The organism is Vibrio sp. YYF0003, assembly GCF_036350715.1.
Taxonomy (GTDB): domain Bacteria; phylum Pseudomonadota; class Gammaproteobacteria; order Enterobacterales; family Vibrionaceae; genus Vibrio; species Vibrio natriegens.
Genome location: NZ_JAZDWA010000003.1, coordinates 24,069 through 41,936, shown reverse-complemented (window position 1 = coordinate 41,936; position 17,868 = coordinate 24,069). Strand labels below are relative to the sequence as shown.

The window sequence follows — 17,868 nt, the reverse complement described above, 5'->3', positions numbered from 1 at the left end:
AAATAAATAGATTACTATCGACAAAAATATAAACCTAAATCTAAATGAGACTTAAATAACTTCGACTGGTTTTTTGAACGTGCAAATTGCGTATCGAGATAGGGTGAATTAACGCTGGTGGTTAAGACTTACTAGCTTTACCTGTAATTAAGAACCTAGGTTAAAGTTATCAATATTGAGACTCTGATTATTTATCTGGATGTCACGAGAAAATTTTTGTATCACAACTAGCTAGCCCGAGTTGGAATGAGTAAGTTGTAGCTAGAGGTCCAACACATGAATTTACAAGACATGGAGAAAAACTCCGCTAAAGCTGTCGTATTGCTTAAAGCGATGGCGAACGAAAGACGCTTACAAATTCTTTGTATGCTGCATAACCAAGAGCTTTCTGTTGGAGAGCTGTGTGCAAAATTGGAGCTAAGCCAGTCGGCGTTGTCACAGCACCTTGCTTGGCTACGACGTGATGAGTTAGTCGCAACAAGAAAAGAAGCGCAAACGGTGTATTACACCTTGAAGAGTGACGAGGTCAAAACACTGATCAAAACGCTTCACGGCCTATACTGTGCCAATTAATCATTTTGATTAATGAGTGTGACATGGTGATTTCAGGCTGGCAGCGTTAAGAAGCGACTAGATTGGTCATCAGAAAAAGAAAAGCTGGCAGTGCCAGCTTTTTTTATCTTGATATCGATTTTGACGAATTTCAGATATAAAAAAACCGACATAAAGTCGGTTTTTTCTTCACTTTAAAATCAGGACTCTATTAAAGAGCTTTGATTTGTGCAGTGAAACGAGACTTATGGCGAGCTGCTTTATTCTTGTGAATAAGGCCTTTAGTTGCCATGCGGTCTAGGATAGGTGTAACTACAGCGAATGCAGCAGTTGCAGCTTCTTTGTCGCCTGCTTCGATAGCAGCAACAGTTTTCTTCATGTAAGTACGCATCATTGAGCGACGGCTAGCATTGTGCTGACGACGTTTCTCAGCTTGGATAGCGCGCTTCTTAGCAGATTTACTATTTGCCAAGGGTCTAACTCCCAAAAACTTAGTTCTGTGACAATTTAAGGGCGAGGAATATCCCTCATTTGCGCTTAAATGTCAAATGATTTGTGCAAAAACCGTTCTAAACCAAAACAAGTTTTGGTAAGAGAGGTCATCGCGGTTAAGATGGCGGGGATTCTAACAGCATTTTTATACCAATGCTAATAATTATCCACTCAGAACTAACAATAGGTGGATAAATTTTTGACGTCTATTTAGAGCCTCCACAAGCTTAACGGTATAGGGTTGGCTGTCTTATAGTGATATTCCGAGGTTACAGTGAGTAAACGACTACTCAAGTCAGGCATGATTGTCAGTGCTATGACTCTTATTTCGCGCGTTTTAGGCTTAGTCCGTGATGTGGTAGTGGCGAATTTAATGGGGGCAGGAGCAAGCGCAGACGTCTTTTTCTTTGCTAATAAGATTCCAAACTTCTTACGTCGTTTGTTTGCAGAAGGTGCATTTTCTCAAGCATTTGTACCAGTACTAACCGAAAGCCATGCTCAAGGCGATATGGACAAAACACGGGAGCTCATCGCCCGAGCCGCGGGGACTCTAGGGGTCATCGTTTCGGTAGTGACCCTGTTTGGCGTACTTGGCTCTGGCGTTGTCACCGCACTATTCGGCTTCGGCTGGTTTTTAGATTGGATGAACGGCGGGCCATCTGCCGAAAAGTTTGAGCTCGCTAGTATGATGCTCAAAATTACGTTCCCATATTTATGGTTCATTACTTTCGTCGCACTGTCTGGCGCGATCCTCAATACACTCGGTAAGTTTGCCGTTTCGTCATTTACCCCCGTATTTTTGAACGTCATGATCATACTGTCGGCTTGGTTTATTTCGCCGCAGATGTCACAGCCTGAGATTGGCCTTGCGATTGGTGTTTTCTTAGGTGGCTTAGTTCAGTTCCTGTTTCAAATTCCTTTCCTTATTAAAGCAGGCGTGATGGTCAAACCTAAATGGGGTTGGCGCGATCCGGGGGTAGTAAAGATACGTACCTTGATGATCCCTGCTTTGTTTGGTGTTTCAGTCAGCCAGATCAACTTATTATTTGATACCTTTATTGCCAGTTTTCTACAGACAGGGTCAATCAGCTGGCTGTATTACTCAGACCGCTTGCTGGAGTTTCCTCTTGGGCTCTTTGGTATTGCTATTGCAACCGTGATTCTACCGGCACTTTCTCGTAAGCACGTTGATGCCCACAGCGAAGGATTTGCTCATACCATGGACTGGGGTGTACGCATGGTTACGCTACTCGGTATTCCAGCCATGTTGGGGTTGATGGTGTTGGCGAAACCAATGCTGATGGTGCTATTTATGCGTGGTGAGTTTTCGCCGCAGGACGTACACCAAGCTTCACTTTCTCTGTTAGCCTACGCATCTGGCTTACTGAACTTTATGTTGATCAAGGTACTCGCACCGGGCTATTACTCGCGTCAGGATACTAAAACGCCGGTGAAATACGGCATCATAGCTATGGTGACGAACATGGTATTTAATGCCATGTTCGCTTATTTCTATGGCTATGTTGGTTTGGCTATCGCAACCGCTTTATCTGCTCTCGTCAATATGGTGCTGCTATACCGAGGTTTGCACTTAGCTGAGGTTTATCAGATAACTAAGCGCACCATCTTCTTTATTATACGCTTAGTGATTGCCGGGGCTGCGATGGTTGCAGCGATTTTGTGGCAATTGGAAGATATGTCTGTCTGGCTCGAGTGGAGTTTTGCATACCGTAGCGGTGTGTTAGGAATGTTGATCGCGTTGGGAGCGGCGGTTTACCTTGTCGTTCTATTTTTAACAGGTGTGCGCTTAAAAGACCTAAAAGCTGGGACAGAGTAAGGGTGATTAGTATATAATCCGTCAGTTTCACACAGTGCAAAGTAAAAACAGAGGCAAAAAGCAGTATCCAATGGAACTGATCAGAGGCATTCACAATATCACATCGCGTCACTATGGGTGTGTTCTGACTATTGGCAATTTCGATGGTGTCCACAGAGGACATCAGCAAGTATTGCAACAAGTGTCTGAACAGGCAAAGGAACTTTCGTTACCTTCGGTTGTGATGACCTTTGAACCTCAGCCAATGGAGCTGTTTGCTAAAGGCAAGGCACCAGCAAGGTTGACACGACTGCGCGATAAGTTTGTCCAGTTAAGTAAACTAGACATTGATCGATTGCTGTGTGTCAATTTTAATCGACATTTTGCCAGCTTGACGGCGGAAGAGTTTATCCGTGACTTGTTGGTAGAGCGATTGGGTGTTAAGTTTCTTGTCGTTGGTGATGACTTCTGCTTTGGTAAAGGCCGCAGCGGGAGCTTTGCCATGTTGCAGGAAGCAGGGGAAAAGTACGGCTTTGAAGTCGTCAGTACCCAAAGCTTTTGTTTACAACGATTACGAGTGAGCAGTACCGCTATTCGGGAAGCCCTGGCTCGTGATGATTTGCATTCCGCACATGAGATGCTGGGAAGAAATTACAGCATCAGCGGTCGTGTTTCTCATGGAAGAAAGCTAGGCAGAACGATTGGTTTTCCTACTGCGAATATTCCTTTGAAACGCTGTGTATCTCCGGTATCCGGAGTCTATGTTGTTCAAGCGCTAGGCATTGGTGATAAGCCAATTGGTGGCGTGGCTAACATTGGCCAAAGACCAACGGTAAATGGCGTTCGCCAACAGTTAGAAGTACACTTATTTGACTTTCATGCCAATTTGTATGGCAAGCAATTAGAAGTGGAACTTTTGCACAAACTTCGAGATGAGCAAAAGTTTGAGTCGTTTGAAGCACTTAAACAACAAATCGAATTGGATGCTGAAGCAGCAAGGGTGTGGCTGCGTCAGCTTAAGAGTTGAGCGGTTTATTCCACCGTTCAACATAATGTCTAATTTTCGCCCAATATAACGGAATTAAGAATCGATGAGTGAGTATAAAGATACCCTGAACTTACCTGAAACAGGGTTTCCAATGCGCGGCAACCTGGCCAATCGTGAGCCAGAAATGCTTAAGCGTTGGTACAAAGAAGATCTTTACGGTGAAATCCGTAAAGCTAAGAAAGGCAAAAAGTCATTCGTACTGCACGATGGCCCTCCTTACGCAAATGGTGACATTCACATTGGTCACGCACTAAACAAGATTCTTAAAGACATTATTATTAAATCCAAAACACTTTCAGGTTTTGACGCACCTTACATCCCAGGCTGGGACTGCCACGGTCTACCTATCGAATTGATGGTAGAGAAGAAAGTGGGCAAACCAGGCCAAAAAGTGACTGCAGCTGAATTCCGCGAAAAATGTCGTGAATACGCAGCAGGCCAGGTTGAAGGTCAAAAAGAGAGCTTCAAGCGTCTTGGTATCTTGGGTGAGTGGGATAAACCATACCGCACTATGGATTTTGATACTGAAGCGAACATCATTCGTGCGCTTGGTAAAATCGCGAGCAAAGGTCACCTGCTAAAAGGTTTCAAACCGGTTCACTGGTGTACAGATTGTGGTTCTGCTCTTGCTGAAGCAGAAGTGGAATACAAAGATAAAGTTTCTCCGTCTATCGACGTACGTTTTAAAACTGCGGACGAAGCGGCACTTTTATCTAAGTTTGAGCTGACTGAAGGTCATGAAGGTAAAGGTGACATCTCTATTGTTATCTGGACAACAACACCTTGGACTCTGCCAGCAAACCGCGCTGTATGTCTACGTGATGATCTTGAGTACGTGCTAATCCAAGTTGAAGGTGACAACCCTGAGCGTATCATCGTTGCCGCTGAACTTGCGAAAGATGTCATGGATCGCGCTGGTATTGAGCATTTCCACAACCTTGGTTTTGCTAAAGGTGCGGATCTAGAGCTTTCTCAGTTCCAACATCCATTCTACGATTTCACTGTACCAGCAATCCTTGGCGATCACGTTACAACTGACTCAGGTACGGGTGTTGTTCACACTGCACCTGGCCACGGTCAAGAAGACTTCGCTGTTGGTCAAAAATACGACCTAGAAGTAGCAAACCCAGTGGGCTCAAACGGCGTTTACCTGCCGGACACTGAGCTATTTGCTGGCCAGCACGTATTTAAAGCGAACGATGCTGTGGTTGAAACGCTAAAAGAAAAAGGCGCTTTACTGCATCACCACGCTTACGAGCACAGCTACCCACACTGCTGGCGTCATAAGACTCCAATCATTTTCCGTGCAACACCTCAGTGGTTCGTTTCTATGGACCAGGCTGGTCTACGTGCAAAAGCACTAGAAGCAATCAAAGGCGTGCAATGGATGCCTGAATGGGGTCAAAGCCGTATTGAAGGTATGATTGAAGGCCGCCCTGAGTGGTGTATCTCTCGTCAACGTACCTGGGGTGTGCCAATCGCTCTGTTTGTACATAAAGAGACAGCAGAACTTCATCCAAACACGCTTGAACTGATCGAAAAAGTAGCGAAGCTGGTTGAAGAAAAAGGCATCCAGGCATGGTGGGATGTAGACGCAGCAGAACTATTAGGCGACGAAGCAGAGCAGTACGAAAAAGTACTGGATACGCTAGACGTTTGGTTTGACTCTGGTGTTACGCACTTCTCAGTTGTTGATGCTCGTGAAGAGTACAACGGCCACAGTGCTGACCTATACCTAGAAGGTTCTGACCAACACCGTGGTTGGTTCCAGTCTTCTCTGATTTCATCTATCGCGATGAAAGACGAAGCGCCGTACAAACAAGTACTGACTCACGGTTTCGTTGTTGATGGCCACGGCCGCAAGATGTCGAAATCTATCGGTAACGTTGTTGCGCCAAAAGACGTAACTAACAAGCTAGGTGCAGATATCCTGCGTCTATGGGTTGCTTCTACAGACTACACTGGTGAAGTTGCAGTTTCTGATGAAATCCTAAAACGTAGTGCAGATGCGTACCGTCGTATCCGTAACACGTCACGTTTCTTCCTTGCTAACCTAAACGGCTTTAACCCAGAAACAGACATCGTTCCTGCAGAAGAGATGGTTGCGTTGGATCGTTGGGCTGTAGGTCGTGCACTTGCTGCTCAAGAAGAGATCGTAAAAGCATACGGCGAGTACAACACGCATGCGGTAATGCAGCGTCTAATGCACTTCTGTTCAATCGAAATGGGTTCTTTCTACCTAGACGTTATTAAAGACCGTCAGTACACAGCAAAACGTGGCGGTCATGCGCAACGTAGCTGTCAGACTGCGCTTTACTACATCGTAGAAGCTTTGGTTCGCTGGATGGCGCCTATCATGTCGTTTACAGCTGACGAAATCTGGAACGAAATGCCAGGTAAGCGTGAGAAGTTTGTACTTTGCGATGAATGGTACGAAGGCTTGTTTGGTTTGAATGAAGGTGAAGAGCTAAACAACGACTTCTGGACTGAAATCCAGAAAGTTCGTGGTGCGGTGAACAAACTGCTAGAAGCAGCACGTGCAGAGAAAACCATCGGTGGTGCACTGCAAGCTGAGTTGACGCTGTTTGCTGATGACGCGCTAGAAGCGAAAATCAATAAGCTGGACGATGAACTACGTTTCGTACTACTAACTTCTGCAGCAACAGTGAAGCCACTAAGCGAGAAGTCAGACGCAGCACAAGCGACGGATATCGAAGGCCTGTTCGTTGAAGTGAAAGCAACAGAGTCTGAGAAATGTGACCGTTGCTGGCACCACACTCCAGACGTAGGCACAATCGCTGGTCACGAGAAAATCTGTGGCCGTTGTGTGTCGAACGTTGAAGGGGAAGGCGAAGTACGTAAATTCGCTTAAATACTCGTTATTCTTGGCACTGTAGCTTTGTTGACTACATTTACTCACTCCATCACATAGACCACTATGTTCAGGAGCTTCATAAATTTGTCGCCTCGCTACAGCACCAATAATTTAGAGTATTAATGTCTTCGGAACTTTTTCACAATTTTATAGCCCCAGTATCTACTGGGGTTATTTTTATTGCCCAATTTCGCATTATCCTTGCAAGAGGATAACCAGCGAATTAAAACTCTTTGGTATTAATGACGGATTAGGTTCCTTATCGTACTCGTTCTCTATTTTAGGGGATGGTCTGAGTGCAATGGGTTAGTTGATTGAGATAGGGATAGAAATGAGTCATATTCCATTAAAGCAATCTGGTGTACGTTGGCTATGGCTGGCGATTGTGATTTTTTTAGCTGATATTGGCATCAAGTACGTTGTGATGAACAACATGGGGTTCGGTTGGGCAAACCGCATTGAAATTTTGCCTTTCTTTAACCTTCTATATGTCCACAACTATGGTGCAGCATTTAGCTTCTTGAGTGATCAAGCTGGCTGGCAACGTTGGTTCTTCACTGGCATTGCCTTCATCGTGTCAGGTCTGTTGACCTACTGGATGAGCAAGTTACCAGCGAATGAAAAGTGGAATAATATTGCGTATGCCATGATTATTGGCGGCGCGGTAGGCAATGTCTTCGACCGAGTGATTCATGGCTTTGTGGTTGATTATCTAGATTTCTACTGGGGTAATTACCATTGGCCAGCATTCAACCTTGCAGACATGGCGATCTGTATAGGTGCTGCGATGATCATTCTTGATGGTTTTCGTAAAAAAGATGCTGAGAAGTAACGCTTGCCGACAATATTAAAATAACCCTAAGCGTCGCCCGTTGATTCGAGCGGCGCTTTTTATTATGTTGGAGCGCAAACTGGCGCATCTTAATAAATAAAGTGAAAAGCGCTTAAACCGATCACAGTAAATAAGTGACCAGTTGTTTACCGTGGATTGGTATTATCCAAGAAAAAGGAAGCAGTAACGTGACAACAATTACTAAAGAATCTGTAGTAACTCTACACTTCACCATTAAAATGAAAGATGGTTCAGTTGCAGACAGCACCCATAACATGGGTAAGCCCGCTAAATTTGTAATGGGTGATGGTAGCCTGAGCGAAAACTTTGAACAATGTCTGGTTGGCCTGCAGTCTGGTGAGCAAAAAGCGATTGAACTAAAAGCGGAAGATGCGTTTGGTATGCCAAACCCAGATCATATCCACCACATGGATCGCACCAAATTTGTCGGTGACGCAGAAGTGGAAGTGGGTACCATCATGGCATTTAGTGGCCCTGATGGTATGGAAATCCCAGGTATCATCACTGAAATTGCTGGTGATTCAGTAACGGTTGACTTCAACCATCCTCTGGCAGGGCAAGACGTGACTTTCGAAGTTGAGATTTTGTCAGTAGAATAGCGAACCCAAGTAAAGATAACTTCCATGAGCAATGAAATGAAAATCCTATTAGCTAACCCACGCGGTTTTTGTGCTGGCGTTGACCGTGCGATTAGCATCGTAGAGCGTGCGCTTGAAATGTATCAGCCACCGATTTATGTCCGTCATGAAGTGGTGCACAACCGTTTTGTCGTTGAAGGGCTAAAACAACGTGGTGCGATCTTCGTAGAAGAGTTGCATGAAGTGCCTGATAACAACATTGTGATTTTTTCTGCTCATGGTGTATCGCAAGCGGTTCGCCAAGAAGCCAAACAACGTGACCTTACTGTGTTTGATGCAACGTGTCCGTTGGTGACTAAAGTTCATATGGAAGTGGCTCGCGCCAGCCGTCGTAATATGGAAGTGGTACTGATCGGCCACGCCGGTCACCCTGAAGTGGAAGGCACGATGGGTCAGTACGCGAGTGAAACTGGCGGTATGTACTTAGTGGAAACACCTGCTGATGTAGAGAAGCTAAAAGCGATCGTTAAAGATCCTTCCGATCTGCATTACGTAAGCCAAACCACGCTTTCCGTTGATGAGACGGCAGACGTGATTGAAGAGCTGCGCCGCGTATTTCCTGATATTCAGGGGCCGCGAAAAGACGACATCTGCTACGCGACTCAAAACCGTCAGGATGCTGTTCGAGAAATGGCAAGTGAAGTGGATGTGATGGTCGTTGTTGGTTCGAAGAACTCATCAAATTCGACCCGTCTAAAAGAACTGGCAGAGAAACTGGGTACACCAGGCTATTTGACGGATTGTCCTGAAGACATTAAACCTGAATGGTTTGATGGCAAAACGAAAGTCGGTGTTACTGCTGGTGCTTCAGCGCCTGAGGAACTGGTTAACCAAATCCTTGAGCGTATTAAAGAGATGGTCGGTGCGCGCGCTGTGGACGAGGTCTTAGGCCGCGAAGAGAACATGTTCTTTGAAGTACCAAAAGAGCTGCAAATCAAGCAAGTAGACTGAAATCCAGTTTTCGAATAGGTAAAAGGCGACCTCAGGGTCGCCTTTTTTGATTAAATAGCTTGGTGCTTAATGGCTGATACCGAGCATCTCTTTAAGTACTTTTAGATAGCGGCGACTCACTGGAATCTCAAAGCCAGTTTTAGTGATGATTTCCGCTAAGCCATTTTCTAATAATTTTATTTCGCTAATCGCTTTGATACTGACCAGGTACTGACGGTGACATCGCACCAGTGGCGTTTTTTCTTCAATTGTTTTCAGTGTTAACTGCGTACTGGCAGTTTGGTTAATTGAACGAACGTGTACACCGCTGATATCACTATAGGCGCATTCCACTGTGTCAGTTGCCATGATCACAATGCGGTTGTGACCAATACAAGGTATTTGGTCTAACGTATCAGGCGTTATCGCGGAGAGCTGTTGAGTCAGTGTCGACTGGCTAATGGTCTTATGCAGACGCTTCACTGTCTTGTTGAGTCGCTCCGGATCGACGGGTTTCAGCAAATAATCAAACGCGTTGTCTTCAAAAGCCTGAATCGCATACTGGTCATAAGCGGTCACAAAGACCACGTAGGGCATGGTTTCCGGATCAAGCATACCAAGCAGCTCAATGCCCGTGACTTGTGGCATTTGAATATCCAAGAACACCACATCTGGTTTAAGCTCATTGATTTTCTTCAGGCCAAGAATGGCGTTTGAGGCATCACCTATCACCTCTACCTGGCCTGTTTCGGACAACAATTCGGCTAATTCTTCACGAGCAAACTGTTCATCATCAATGACGAGTGCGGTTAACATCCATTCTTACCTTGTAGTATTGCGACTGACCTTTACGAAGTTGTGGGAATAATAAAACTCATTTTAGTAAATTGATGCTTCTCGCACGCAATTTTTAGCGCTGAATCACGCCCAAACTGATTTGTGAGACGTTTGTCGACAATTTCCATACCTAAACCAGAGTGGTTGTCTTTAGGTGGCTCAAAACTGCCTGCATTGTCTTCCACGGTAATCAGATGACCTTGTGGATGCGCTTGGCTGTATATTCTCACCTTGCCGCCTTCCAGCATATTAGAGACGCCGTGTTTAATGGCATTTTCTACCAAAGGCTGAAGTGTAAAGCTTGGTAACTTGATGTCCAGTAATTCTGGTTCAATATCTATCTCGACTTCGAGTCGGTCAGTAAAACGAGCCTTTTCAATACTCAGGTAAGAATTCACATGAGCAAGCTCTTCTTTTAGCGTTACCGTGTTGATGTTCTGTTTTAAGTTACTGCGGAAGAAGTGCGATAAGTTTTGGATCAGCTCACGAGCTTTATCCGGGTCACGTCGCGTAATCGCGCTGATAGTATTGAGCGCATTAAACAAGAAATGTGGATTAACCTGCGCGTGCAGCAATTTGATTTCTGCCTGAGCTAATAAGGTTTGTTGTTGCTGATAATCGCCGTATAAAATCTGGCTGGATAACAGTTGTGCAATCCCTTCTGCCATCGACATGTTTGCCGTGGAAAACAGTTTTCGCTTTGGCTCGTAGAGTTTGATAGTACCGATTACTTCCTTGCCCGCTCTAAGTGGAATAATAAGCGCTGAACCCAGTTTACAGTCTTTCGCAATGGAGCACTGATAAGGGCGCTCGGAGCCATCGAGATAAATAATGTCGTTCTTTTCCATCGAGTCTAAGGTACTTTGCGATGAAATCGGGGTATTCGGTTTGTGGTGATCATCACCGATACCAACAAAGGCGAGGATTTTTTCCTGATCGGTAATCGCGACCGCGCCTACTTTTGTCTCTTCATAAATAATACGGGCGATTTTTTCTGCGTTTTCAGTGTTAAAACCGTTACTTAAAATGCCCACTGAGCGGTCGGCAATAGTTAACGCTCGGCGTGAAAAGGTCGCCGAGTACTTTTCGAAAATGGTTTTTCGGTCTTGAAGAATGCTCATGAACAGAGCAGCACCAAACGAGTTAGCAATGATCATCGGAGCAGCAATCGCTGATACCAATTCATAAGCCTGGTCGAACGGTTTTGCGACCGCGAGCAGCAAGATCATTTGTACAACTTCAGCCACAAAAGTCACGCTGAACACGACACTTGGGTTAAATAGCAGGGCACCTTTGTTGCGCTTGATTAGGTATACGTGAAGCAGGCCACCGATAACCCCTTCAGCCGTGGTTGAGATTGCACAAGCCAGATCGGTAAAACCACCAAGTGTGTAGCGGTGAATACCACCAGTAAGCCCTACCGCGAAACCAACCACGGGGCCACCAAATAGCCCGCCCATCACTGCACCGATAGCGCGAGTGTTAGCAATCGCATCGTTAATATGCAGACCAAAATAGGTGCCGAGAATACAGAAGCCCGAGAAAAGTACGTAACAAATTAAGCGGTGGCTTAAGCGAGAAGAGATGCTCAACAGAGGCAATATAATGGGTGTTTTACTCAGCATGTACGCCAGTACTAAGTAAACACACATTTGCTGTAATAGAGAAATAACCAGTTCCATAGCGAACCTAACCTGAAATCAATGTTGTTATTGTATACCTAAGTAACCTCAAGATGCTTGGTTCAGCGACAAGGCTCTAAGCCAGTATGTTGAAGTCACTTGGGTATAAAACAAAAAGAGCCTGCATCGGGCAGGCTCTCTAACTTAATCAGTCGATGAAAATGCGCTGATATTAAGCAGTTTCAGATACCGCTTGTGGTTTCTCTTCGTCAGCCAGTTCAGTTTCGCCTTTACCTTTAGAGGTTTTGATAACGTAACCCGTAACAACTAGTGAGAAGATGATACCCGCGATAGTCGACACTTGCATTGGCAGACCGAAACCTAGTGAGCTGTTGTTCAGAATGAACGTTACACACACCGTTGTCATGAACATTGCAGGGATAGTAGTAATCCAGTGCAGTTTGTTGTGACGTAGTAGGTAAGCCGACGCAGTCCAAAGCATCATTACTGCTGTAGTTTGGTTTGCGAAACCGAAGTAACGCCAGATGATACCGAAGTCAACTTGAGTCAGAATGCCACCGATAACGAACAGTGGAAGCGCCATTAGTAGACGGTTGCGCAGTGTTTTCTGTTCCATGTTGAAGTATTCAGCAAGGATCAGACGGCTTGAACGGAACGCTGTGTCACCTGAAGTAATAGGTAGGATAACCACACCTAGGAACGCGATGATACCGCCGAACACACCTAGTAGACCAAATGATGCGCTGTAAACTACGTTACCAGGGCCGCCGTTCTTCACTGCTTCTGACAGTGCGTCTAGAGAGCCGAAGAAAGACAGAGCGATAGCACACCAGATTAGCGCGATAACACCTTCACCGATCATTGCACCGTAGAATACGAAGCGACCGTTTTTCTCATTTTCCATACAACGTGCCATCAGTGGAGACTGAGTCGCGTGGAAGCCAGAGATTGCACCACATGCGATAGTGATGAACAGTGCTGGCCATAGAGGCATGTCATTCGGGTTTAGGTTGCTGAACATGTCCGAAACTTGGAAGTCACCCATTACCGTGTGCTCGCTAGAGAATGCTACAGCAGTCATTAGGCCAACAGACATGAAAATTAGTAGTGCGCCAAATAGTGGGTAGAAACGGCCGATGATCTTATCAACAGGAACGATAGTCGCAATGATGTAGTATGCAAAGATTGCGATAACCATTGTTGTCATGCTTACGTTTAGGCTTGTTTGATCGTTGATTAGGTTTGTGATCATGCCAGCTGGTGCTGATACGAATACCACACCAACAAGAAGCAGTAAGACAATGGCAAAAATGTTCATAAAGTGTTTTGCGCCATTACCCAGGTAACGTCCAGTAATGGTTGGTACAGAAGCACCGCCGTTACGAACAGATAGCATACCTGAGAAGTAATCGTGTACCGCGCCAGCAAAAATACAGCCGATAACAATCCATAACATTGCTGCTGGGCCGTATAGTGCACCCATGATTGGGCCAAAGATAGGACCTACGCCAGCGATGTTAAGTAGCTGAACTAGGTAAACTTTCTTGGTTGACATTGGAACATAGTCAACACCATCTGCTTTAGTGTGAGCAGGCGTTTGGCGTTTTTCATTGATGCCGAAAATTTTCTCGACGAAAGCGCCGTAGATGAAGTATCCGCCGATTAGGGCTGCGACACAGGTTAGAAACCACATCATAACTATTGTCCTTGGTTAGTAGGATAGGGTAATTGTTTTAATTTCAGGATGCATGTTAAGGGCTGCTTTTGTTAATTGCATTCGCTTAGTCGGTAAGTGGTCGAATAGGACTACGAGTGGTCGATATGGCCTTTGAGTGGTTTTGGGCACCGCTCAGTGGTTGCTCTTAGCCGTGAATGGTATTTGGCTGGTATGAGTGGTTCTGATTTCACGTTTAGCGGTTGCTTACCACTGTCAGGGGTTAAATACGCAGATAAACGGTCAAAGTGAGAATTTAGTGGTAAGCTTATTTTGAAAACAAATTTTTAAAACAAAGAGTTAAGGGGAAATATGAAAAAGGCAACGTTAGGGTTAGCGCTGGCTTTACTGGCAGGGTGTTCCGCGACTACAGAAGATCTCGCTCAGTCAGGCGACTGGTATCAAATCGGTTATCAGGATGGCATCGCGGGTCATACATCACGCACAGTGAAAGAGCTAAGCGCAATGGGCAATGTAAAACAAGGAGATTACGACCAAGGTTATCTCGAAGGTTTGTCTGAATACTGTAACCCTGATTTTGCGTATCAGATTGGACTATCTGGTCAGTATTACGAAGGGGTGTGCGAAGGGACGAAACAAGCGCAAAAATTCCGAATGGAATGGCAGCGTGGCTGGAACGAATACAGTAACTAACGCAGTTTCATAATCAAGACGACTGTCTGACTTGTTAATCTTCTGACAAATGGGGAGGGTTTGTTTGGTCTACTTTTGCCATTGAATTTTAATTCAGAGTGATTCCGACGATGAAAAAGTACCTCCTGCTCACCTTAGTTTTATTGCCGCTGACCGCCAGTGCATCTAATGCGCTAAAGGATACCATTAAAGCTAAACGTAAATACGAGCATAGCAAAAGCCATATTACTAATACGCTTGATAACACTAAGCGTGATATCGAAGAGATCACCAGTGGCACCTACGTACAGAATCAGGCCAAACGTGAGGCTAAGAAAGCGACGAGCAAGTACACCAATAAAGTGGAAAACGTCAAAAATGCCACCGACCCCGAACATATTAAACGCAAAGCGAATAATGAGCTCAATCGCCAGTTTGATGAATGGCTCTATGAAGATTAATCAACGTTAAATAGACGAGTAAAGGTGACACGAAGTCACCTTTTTTATGCTTACCTGTTTGTGATTATTTCGGCTGGTGGTTTTCTACCGCTTTACGCAGGAAGCCATCCTGATGCGCCAACTGCTGGCGAGCGGAGTTGATATCAAGATCGGTCAGGATCATTAAGATCGCCAGTTTTACCTCATAGTCTGTTTGTTTGAGCACGGCTGTTGCCTGCTCTTTACTGCAGTCCGTCGCTTGCATCACGATACGAGCGGCGCGTGCGACCAGTTTGTCATTGGTGGCTTTCACATCCACCATTAAGTTTTGGTAGCTCTTACCAATGCGGATCATGCTTGCTGTTGTCAGCATGTTCAGCACCAGTTTCTGTGCCGTACCCGATTTCAGGCGGGTCGAGCCTGTTAATGCCTCGGGGCCGACGACTGGACTGATTGCAATGTCAGCGATGTCGGCAATAGGAGAGTCCGGGTTACAAGACAGCGCTACTGTTGTCGCGCCAATCTCATTGGCATACTCTAATCCACCAATCACATAAGGCGTTCTGCCACTTGCTGCGATACCGACAACCACATCACTTTTATTGAAGTTGATATTCTTTAAATCTTGCTCGCCGAGCAAAGGAGAATCTTCAGCACCTTCTTTCGCTTTGAGGATAGCTTCTGGTCCGCCAGCTATTAAGCCAATGACCATTTTGTCGGATACCCCAAACGTTGGCGGGCACTCTGATGCATCCAAAACGCCTAAACGACCACTGGTACCAGCACCCATATAAACCAGCCTGCCGCCCGCTTTAAATGCTGCTGTAATCTTATCGACCGCCAATGCTATCTCAGGAAGGACCTTTTCTACGGCAAGAGGAACCAGTTTGTCTTGCTGATTAATGCGCTGAACAATATCCAGTGAAGGCAGCAAGTCGATATCCATTGTTTCTGGGTTACGACCTTCAGAAACGAGCTGTGATAAAGCGGCAATAAGTGCGTCGTTTGTCATAATTAAGCCTTCATTATTAATTTTTTGAATACAGTACACCGAGTGAAGCCAGTCGACTTGCTCCGGTGACTTCCGGTAAATTGCTCGGCAAACCGTGAATATGGCGCTGAGCTAACCACGCAAACGCCATTGCTTCCATATAGTCGCCATCAACGCCTTTTTCGTTGGTTGTGGTCACTTGCCATTGAGGCATTAATTCGCTTAAGCGTTGCATCAACAGTGGGTTTCTCGCTCCGCCACCACAAACCAGCAGTAGCGGAGATGTGCCGTAAGTAAATTTATCTACTTCACTGGCGATGGTGACGGCGGAGTACTCACATAATGTGCGCTGAACATCTTCTGCAGAGAGTGAATGCCCAGTCAGTTGGGATTGTAACCAGTGGATATTGAATAGTTCGCGGCCGGTACTTTTGGGTGCTGCGCGTGTTAAATAAGGCTCTTGAAGTAATTGATTGAGCAGTACCGGATTGACTGTACCTTGCAGTGCAAATTGTGCGTCTTTATCGAACCCTTGCGTCGTATGCTTCTCACACCAGGCATCCATCAACAAATTACCAGGCCCAGTATCGTAACCAATCACCGGTTGCTGTGGGTGCAAAACGGAAACATTGGCAATACCACCGATGTTTAAAACCACGGTTGTCGAGTCTTGCATCGCGAAGATACTTTTGTGGAAAGCTGGTACAAGAGGAGCGCCTTGCCCGCCGAGTGCCATGTCCTTACGACGAAAATCCGCCACGGTGTCGATACCGGTTTTCACCGCGATAATATTGGCATCACCCAATTGAGTGGTAAATGGATACTCGCCAGTTGGCTGGTGGAAAACGGTTTGACCATGGTTGCCAATAGCCCGGACTTGCTCAGCGGAATAGCCTGATTTATCCAACAGCTGGAGAACGGCATTTGCAAACAGGTGACCAAGCTGGTGGTCGAGTTCACCAATGGCTTTCAGGTTCGTCTCCTGACCAGTGCAAACGGACAATAAAGCCTGTTTCAGCTGGGCAGGCATTGGATAATCATCGTGGGCAATAAGCTGAACGTGGTTTCCTTTAATCTCAACCAAAGCCGTATCGACACCATCCATACTCGTGCCAGACATCACGCCAATGTAAAGTTCGTTAAAATTCACAGCCGATCTCGTCAATTCTTCATTCGCTTATTGTAAAGCAAATCTGAAGCGAATAACCTCATTTGGTACCAGATATTTGAGGAGAAAACATGGGTCCGTTATGGGTTGACGTTGCAGGCTATGAGCTGACTGCTGAAGACAAAGAAATTTTGGAGCATCCAACGGTTGGTGGCTTGATTCTGTTTACACGGAATTATCATGATAGCGAGCAACTTCAGGCGCTTACCCAGTCTATCCGCAAAGCGGCGAAACGTCCGCTACTGATTGGTGTCGATCAGGAAGGAGGGCGCGTACAGCGATTTCGTGAGGGCTTTTCTCTTATCCCTGCTGCTGATGAATATGCAAAACATCAAAATAGTGAAGAGCTTGCTCGAATGGGCGGCTGGCTTATGGCAGCGGAGCTGATTGCTCATGACATTGATTTGAGCTTCGCCCCTGTATTGGATAAAGGCCATCAGTGCAAAGCGATTGGTAGCCGAGCCTTTGGGGAAGACGCCAATACCATCCTTCGTCATAGCACTGCCTACATGCAAGGGATGAAAAGCATCGGCATGGCGACAACAGGCAAACACTTTCCCGGACATGGTGGCGTGATTGCTGACTCTCATCTGGAAACGCCCTATGACGAGCGCAGTGATATTTTTGAGCAAGACATGGCGATTTTCAAAGCTCAAATCGAGGCGGGTATTTTGGATGCCATGATGCCAGCCCACGTCATTTTTCCGAACTACGACTCTCAACCTGCCAGCGGTTCCGAATATTGGCTGAAAACAATTCTGCGTCAGCAACTTGGTTTCAAAGGCTTGATCTTCTCTGATGATTTAACCATGGAAGGCGCAGTTATCATGGGCGGTCCTGCAGAACGCTCCATTCAGGCTTTGAATGCAGGGTGCGATATGCTGTTGATGTGCAATAAAAGAGAGGCTCAGGTCGAAGCTCTGGATAACTTACCTATCACGAGTGTGCCGCAAGCCAGCGCGTTACTGAAAAAACAGAGCTTTTCTCTGAGTGAGCTCAAGTTGTCACAAGAGTGGAAACAAGCCAGCGAAGCGATGAAGCGTTTAACTCCATAAACTTCAATACTTGTAAGCACGTAAACTGCTAAAAACACCGAACTCAAGCCAAACTTAAGTTAAGTTTGGCTTTTATTTTGTGTGAAATTAAATTTACAGTAAATGTTTTTTAAAATGTACACTTGTTTTTATCGTTTAGCCTGTTATCTTGTCGTTAAAGCTTAGTTGTCTCACCAAGGATTT

16 protein-coding genes are annotated in these 17,868 nt (G+C 45.6%); 10 read left to right on the top strand and 6 right to left on the bottom strand.

Annotated elements, in window-relative coordinates; all coding sequences use genetic code 11:
• The first annotated feature begins 276 nt into the window (after nt 1-276).
• A complete protein-coding gene (locus tag V1U08_RS10515; protein WP_014230863.1) occupies nt 277-573 on the top strand; it encodes an ArsR/SmtB family transcription factor in 297 nt (98 codons plus the stop codon).
• Nucleotides 574-763: 190 nt separating this feature from the next.
• Here V1U08_RS10515 and rpsT read toward each other — a convergent pair whose 3' ends face one another.
• The gene (rpsT, locus tag V1U08_RS10510; protein WP_014230864.1) at nt 764-1,024 is read right to left on the bottom strand and encodes a 30S ribosomal protein S20; all 261 of its coding nucleotides are present in this window, start codon (nt 1,022-1,024) and stop codon (nt 764-766) included.
• 294 nt (nt 1,025-1,318) lie between these two features.
• On the opposite strand from rpsT, the gene murJ reads away from it, so the two are divergent.
• The 6 genes from murJ (at nt 1,319) to ispH (ending at nt 9,225) form a co-directional block, all read left to right on the top strand.
• The gene (murJ, locus tag V1U08_RS10505) at nt 1,319-2,881 is read left to right on the top strand and encodes a murein biosynthesis integral membrane protein MurJ (protein ID WP_330470564.1); all 1,563 of its coding nucleotides are present in this window, start codon (nt 1,319-1,321) and stop codon (nt 2,879-2,881) included.
• 70 nt (nt 2,882-2,951) lie between these two features.
• The gene (gene ribF / locus V1U08_RS10500) at nt 2,952-3,887 is read left to right on the top strand and encodes a bifunctional riboflavin kinase/FAD synthetase (protein WP_065296367.1); all 936 of its coding nucleotides are present in this window, start codon (nt 2,952-2,954) and stop codon (nt 3,885-3,887) included.
• Between the two features lie 64 nt (nt 3,888-3,951).
• Nucleotides 3,952-6,780, top strand: coding sequence for an isoleucine--tRNA ligase (gene ileS, locus V1U08_RS10495; protein WP_014230867.1), 2,829 nt, complete (start codon nt 3,952-3,954; stop codon nt 6,778-6,780).
• 334 nt (nt 6,781-7,114) lie between these two features.
• Nucleotides 7,115-7,615, top strand: a complete 501-nt coding sequence (gene lspA / locus V1U08_RS10490; RefSeq protein ID WP_020335930.1) for a signal peptidase II — start codon at nt 7,115-7,117, stop codon at nt 7,613-7,615.
• A 188-nt stretch (nt 7,616-7,803) separates the two neighbouring features.
• Nucleotides 7,804-8,235 (top strand): FKBP-type peptidyl-prolyl cis-trans isomerase, encoded by a 432-nt coding sequence (gene fkpB, locus V1U08_RS10485; protein ID WP_014230869.1) that lies wholly within the window; start codon nt 7,804-7,806, stop codon nt 8,233-8,235.
• Nucleotides 8,236-8,259: 24 nt separating this feature from the next.
• Nucleotides 8,260-9,225: a 4-hydroxy-3-methylbut-2-enyl diphosphate reductase gene (gene ispH, locus V1U08_RS10480; RefSeq protein WP_020335931.1), complete on the top strand. Its 966-nt coding sequence runs from the start codon at nt 8,260-8,262 to the stop codon at nt 9,223-9,225.
• A gap of 66 nt (nt 9,226-9,291) precedes the next feature.
• On the opposite strand, the gene btsR is transcribed toward ispH, so the two are convergent.
• The 3 genes from btsR to V1U08_RS10465 form a co-directional block, all read right to left on the bottom strand.
• Nucleotides 9,292-10,020, bottom strand: coding sequence for a two-component system response regulator BtsR (gene btsR, locus V1U08_RS10475; protein WP_014230871.1), 729 nt, complete (start codon nt 10,018-10,020; stop codon nt 9,292-9,294).
• A 32-nt stretch (nt 10,021-10,052) separates the two neighbouring features.
• Nucleotides 10,053-11,723 carry a sensor histidine kinase gene (locus tag V1U08_RS10470; protein ID WP_014230872.1) on the bottom strand — a complete coding sequence of 557 codons (1,671 nt, stop codon included), beginning with the start codon at nt 11,721-11,723 and terminating at the stop codon, nt 10,053-10,055.
• Nucleotides 11,724-11,895: 172 nt separating this feature from the next.
• Nucleotides 11,896-13,380: a carbon starvation CstA family protein gene (locus V1U08_RS10465; protein ID WP_020335932.1), complete on the bottom strand. Its 1,485-nt coding sequence runs from the start codon at nt 13,378-13,380 to the stop codon at nt 11,896-11,898.
• A gap of 330 nt (nt 13,381-13,710) precedes the next feature.
• Between V1U08_RS10465 and V1U08_RS10460 the strand changes: the two genes are divergently transcribed.
• Together V1U08_RS10460 and V1U08_RS10455 are read left to right on the top strand one after the other, a co-directional pair.
• Complete coding sequence (locus V1U08_RS10460; protein WP_014230874.1) at nt 13,711-14,052, top strand: DUF2799 domain-containing protein; 342 nt, start codon at nt 13,711-13,713, stop codon at nt 14,050-14,052.
• Between the two features lie 110 nt (nt 14,053-14,162).
• Nucleotides 14,163-14,492 carry a hypothetical protein gene (locus tag V1U08_RS10455; protein WP_014230875.1) on the top strand — a complete coding sequence of 110 codons (330 nt, stop codon included), beginning with the start codon at nt 14,163-14,165 and terminating at the stop codon, nt 14,490-14,492.
• Nucleotides 14,493-14,556: 64 nt separating this feature from the next.
• Here the strand turns inward: V1U08_RS10455 and murQ are convergent, their stop codons facing one another.
• Together murQ and V1U08_RS10445 are read right to left on the bottom strand one after the other, a co-directional pair.
• Nucleotides 14,557-15,483: an N-acetylmuramic acid 6-phosphate etherase gene (gene murQ / locus V1U08_RS10450; RefSeq protein WP_065299140.1), complete on the bottom strand. Its 927-nt coding sequence runs from the start codon at nt 15,481-15,483 to the stop codon at nt 14,557-14,559.
• A 16-nt stretch (nt 15,484-15,499) separates the two neighbouring features.
• On the bottom strand, nt 15,500-16,612 hold the full coding sequence (locus V1U08_RS10445) for an anhydro-N-acetylmuramic acid kinase (protein WP_330470563.1): 1,113 nt from the start codon (nt 16,610-16,612) through the stop codon (nt 15,500-15,502).
• 89 nt (nt 16,613-16,701) lie between these two features.
• Here V1U08_RS10445 and nagZ point away from each other — a divergent pair, with 89 nt between their 5' ends.
• Nucleotides 16,702-17,685 carry a beta-N-acetylhexosaminidase gene (gene nagZ, locus V1U08_RS10440; protein WP_118117755.1) on the top strand — a complete coding sequence of 328 codons (984 nt, stop codon included), beginning with the start codon at nt 16,702-16,704 and terminating at the stop codon, nt 17,683-17,685.
• The last annotated feature ends 183 nt before the right edge of the window (nt 17,686-17,868 follow it).

What these genes read in the sequence shown, in the direction of transcription:
- ribF (WP_065296367.1), top strand. Translation starts at nt 2,952, where the DNA reads ATGGAACTGATCAGAGGCATTCACAATATCACATCGCGTCACTATGGG.
- btsR (WP_014230871.1), bottom strand. Translation starts at nt 10,020, where the DNA reads ATGTTAACCGCACTCGTCATTGATGATGAACAGTTTGCTCGTGAAGAA.
- ispH (WP_020335931.1), top strand. Translation starts at nt 8,260, where the DNA reads ATGAGCAATGAAATGAAAATCCTATTAGCTAACCCACGCGGTTTTTGT.
- murQ (WP_065299140.1), bottom strand. Translation starts at nt 15,483, where the DNA reads ATGACAAACGACGCACTTATTGCCGCTTTATCACAGCTCGTTTCTGAA.
- V1U08_RS10455 (WP_014230875.1), top strand. Translation starts at nt 14,163, where the DNA reads ATGAAAAAGTACCTCCTGCTCACCTTAGTTTTATTGCCGCTGACCGCC.
- nagZ (WP_118117755.1), top strand. Translation starts at nt 16,702, where the DNA reads ATGGGTCCGTTATGGGTTGACGTTGCAGGCTATGAGCTGACTGCTGAA.
- V1U08_RS10515 (WP_014230863.1), top strand. Translation starts at nt 277, where the DNA reads ATGAATTTACAAGACATGGAGAAAAACTCCGCTAAAGCTGTCGTATTG.
- V1U08_RS10470 (WP_014230872.1), bottom strand. Translation starts at nt 11,723, where the DNA reads ATGGAACTGGTTATTTCTCTATTACAGCAAATGTGTGTTTACTTAGTA.
- lspA (WP_020335930.1), top strand. Translation starts at nt 7,115, where the DNA reads ATGAGTCATATTCCATTAAAGCAATCTGGTGTACGTTGGCTATGGCTG.
- ileS (WP_014230867.1), top strand. Translation starts at nt 3,952, where the DNA reads ATGAGTGAGTATAAAGATACCCTGAACTTACCTGAAACAGGGTTTCCA.
- V1U08_RS10460 (WP_014230874.1), top strand. Translation starts at nt 13,711, where the DNA reads ATGAAAAAGGCAACGTTAGGGTTAGCGCTGGCTTTACTGGCAGGGTGT.
- V1U08_RS10465 (WP_020335932.1), bottom strand. Translation starts at nt 13,380, where the DNA reads ATGATGTGGTTTCTAACCTGTGTCGCAGCCCTAATCGGCGGATACTTC.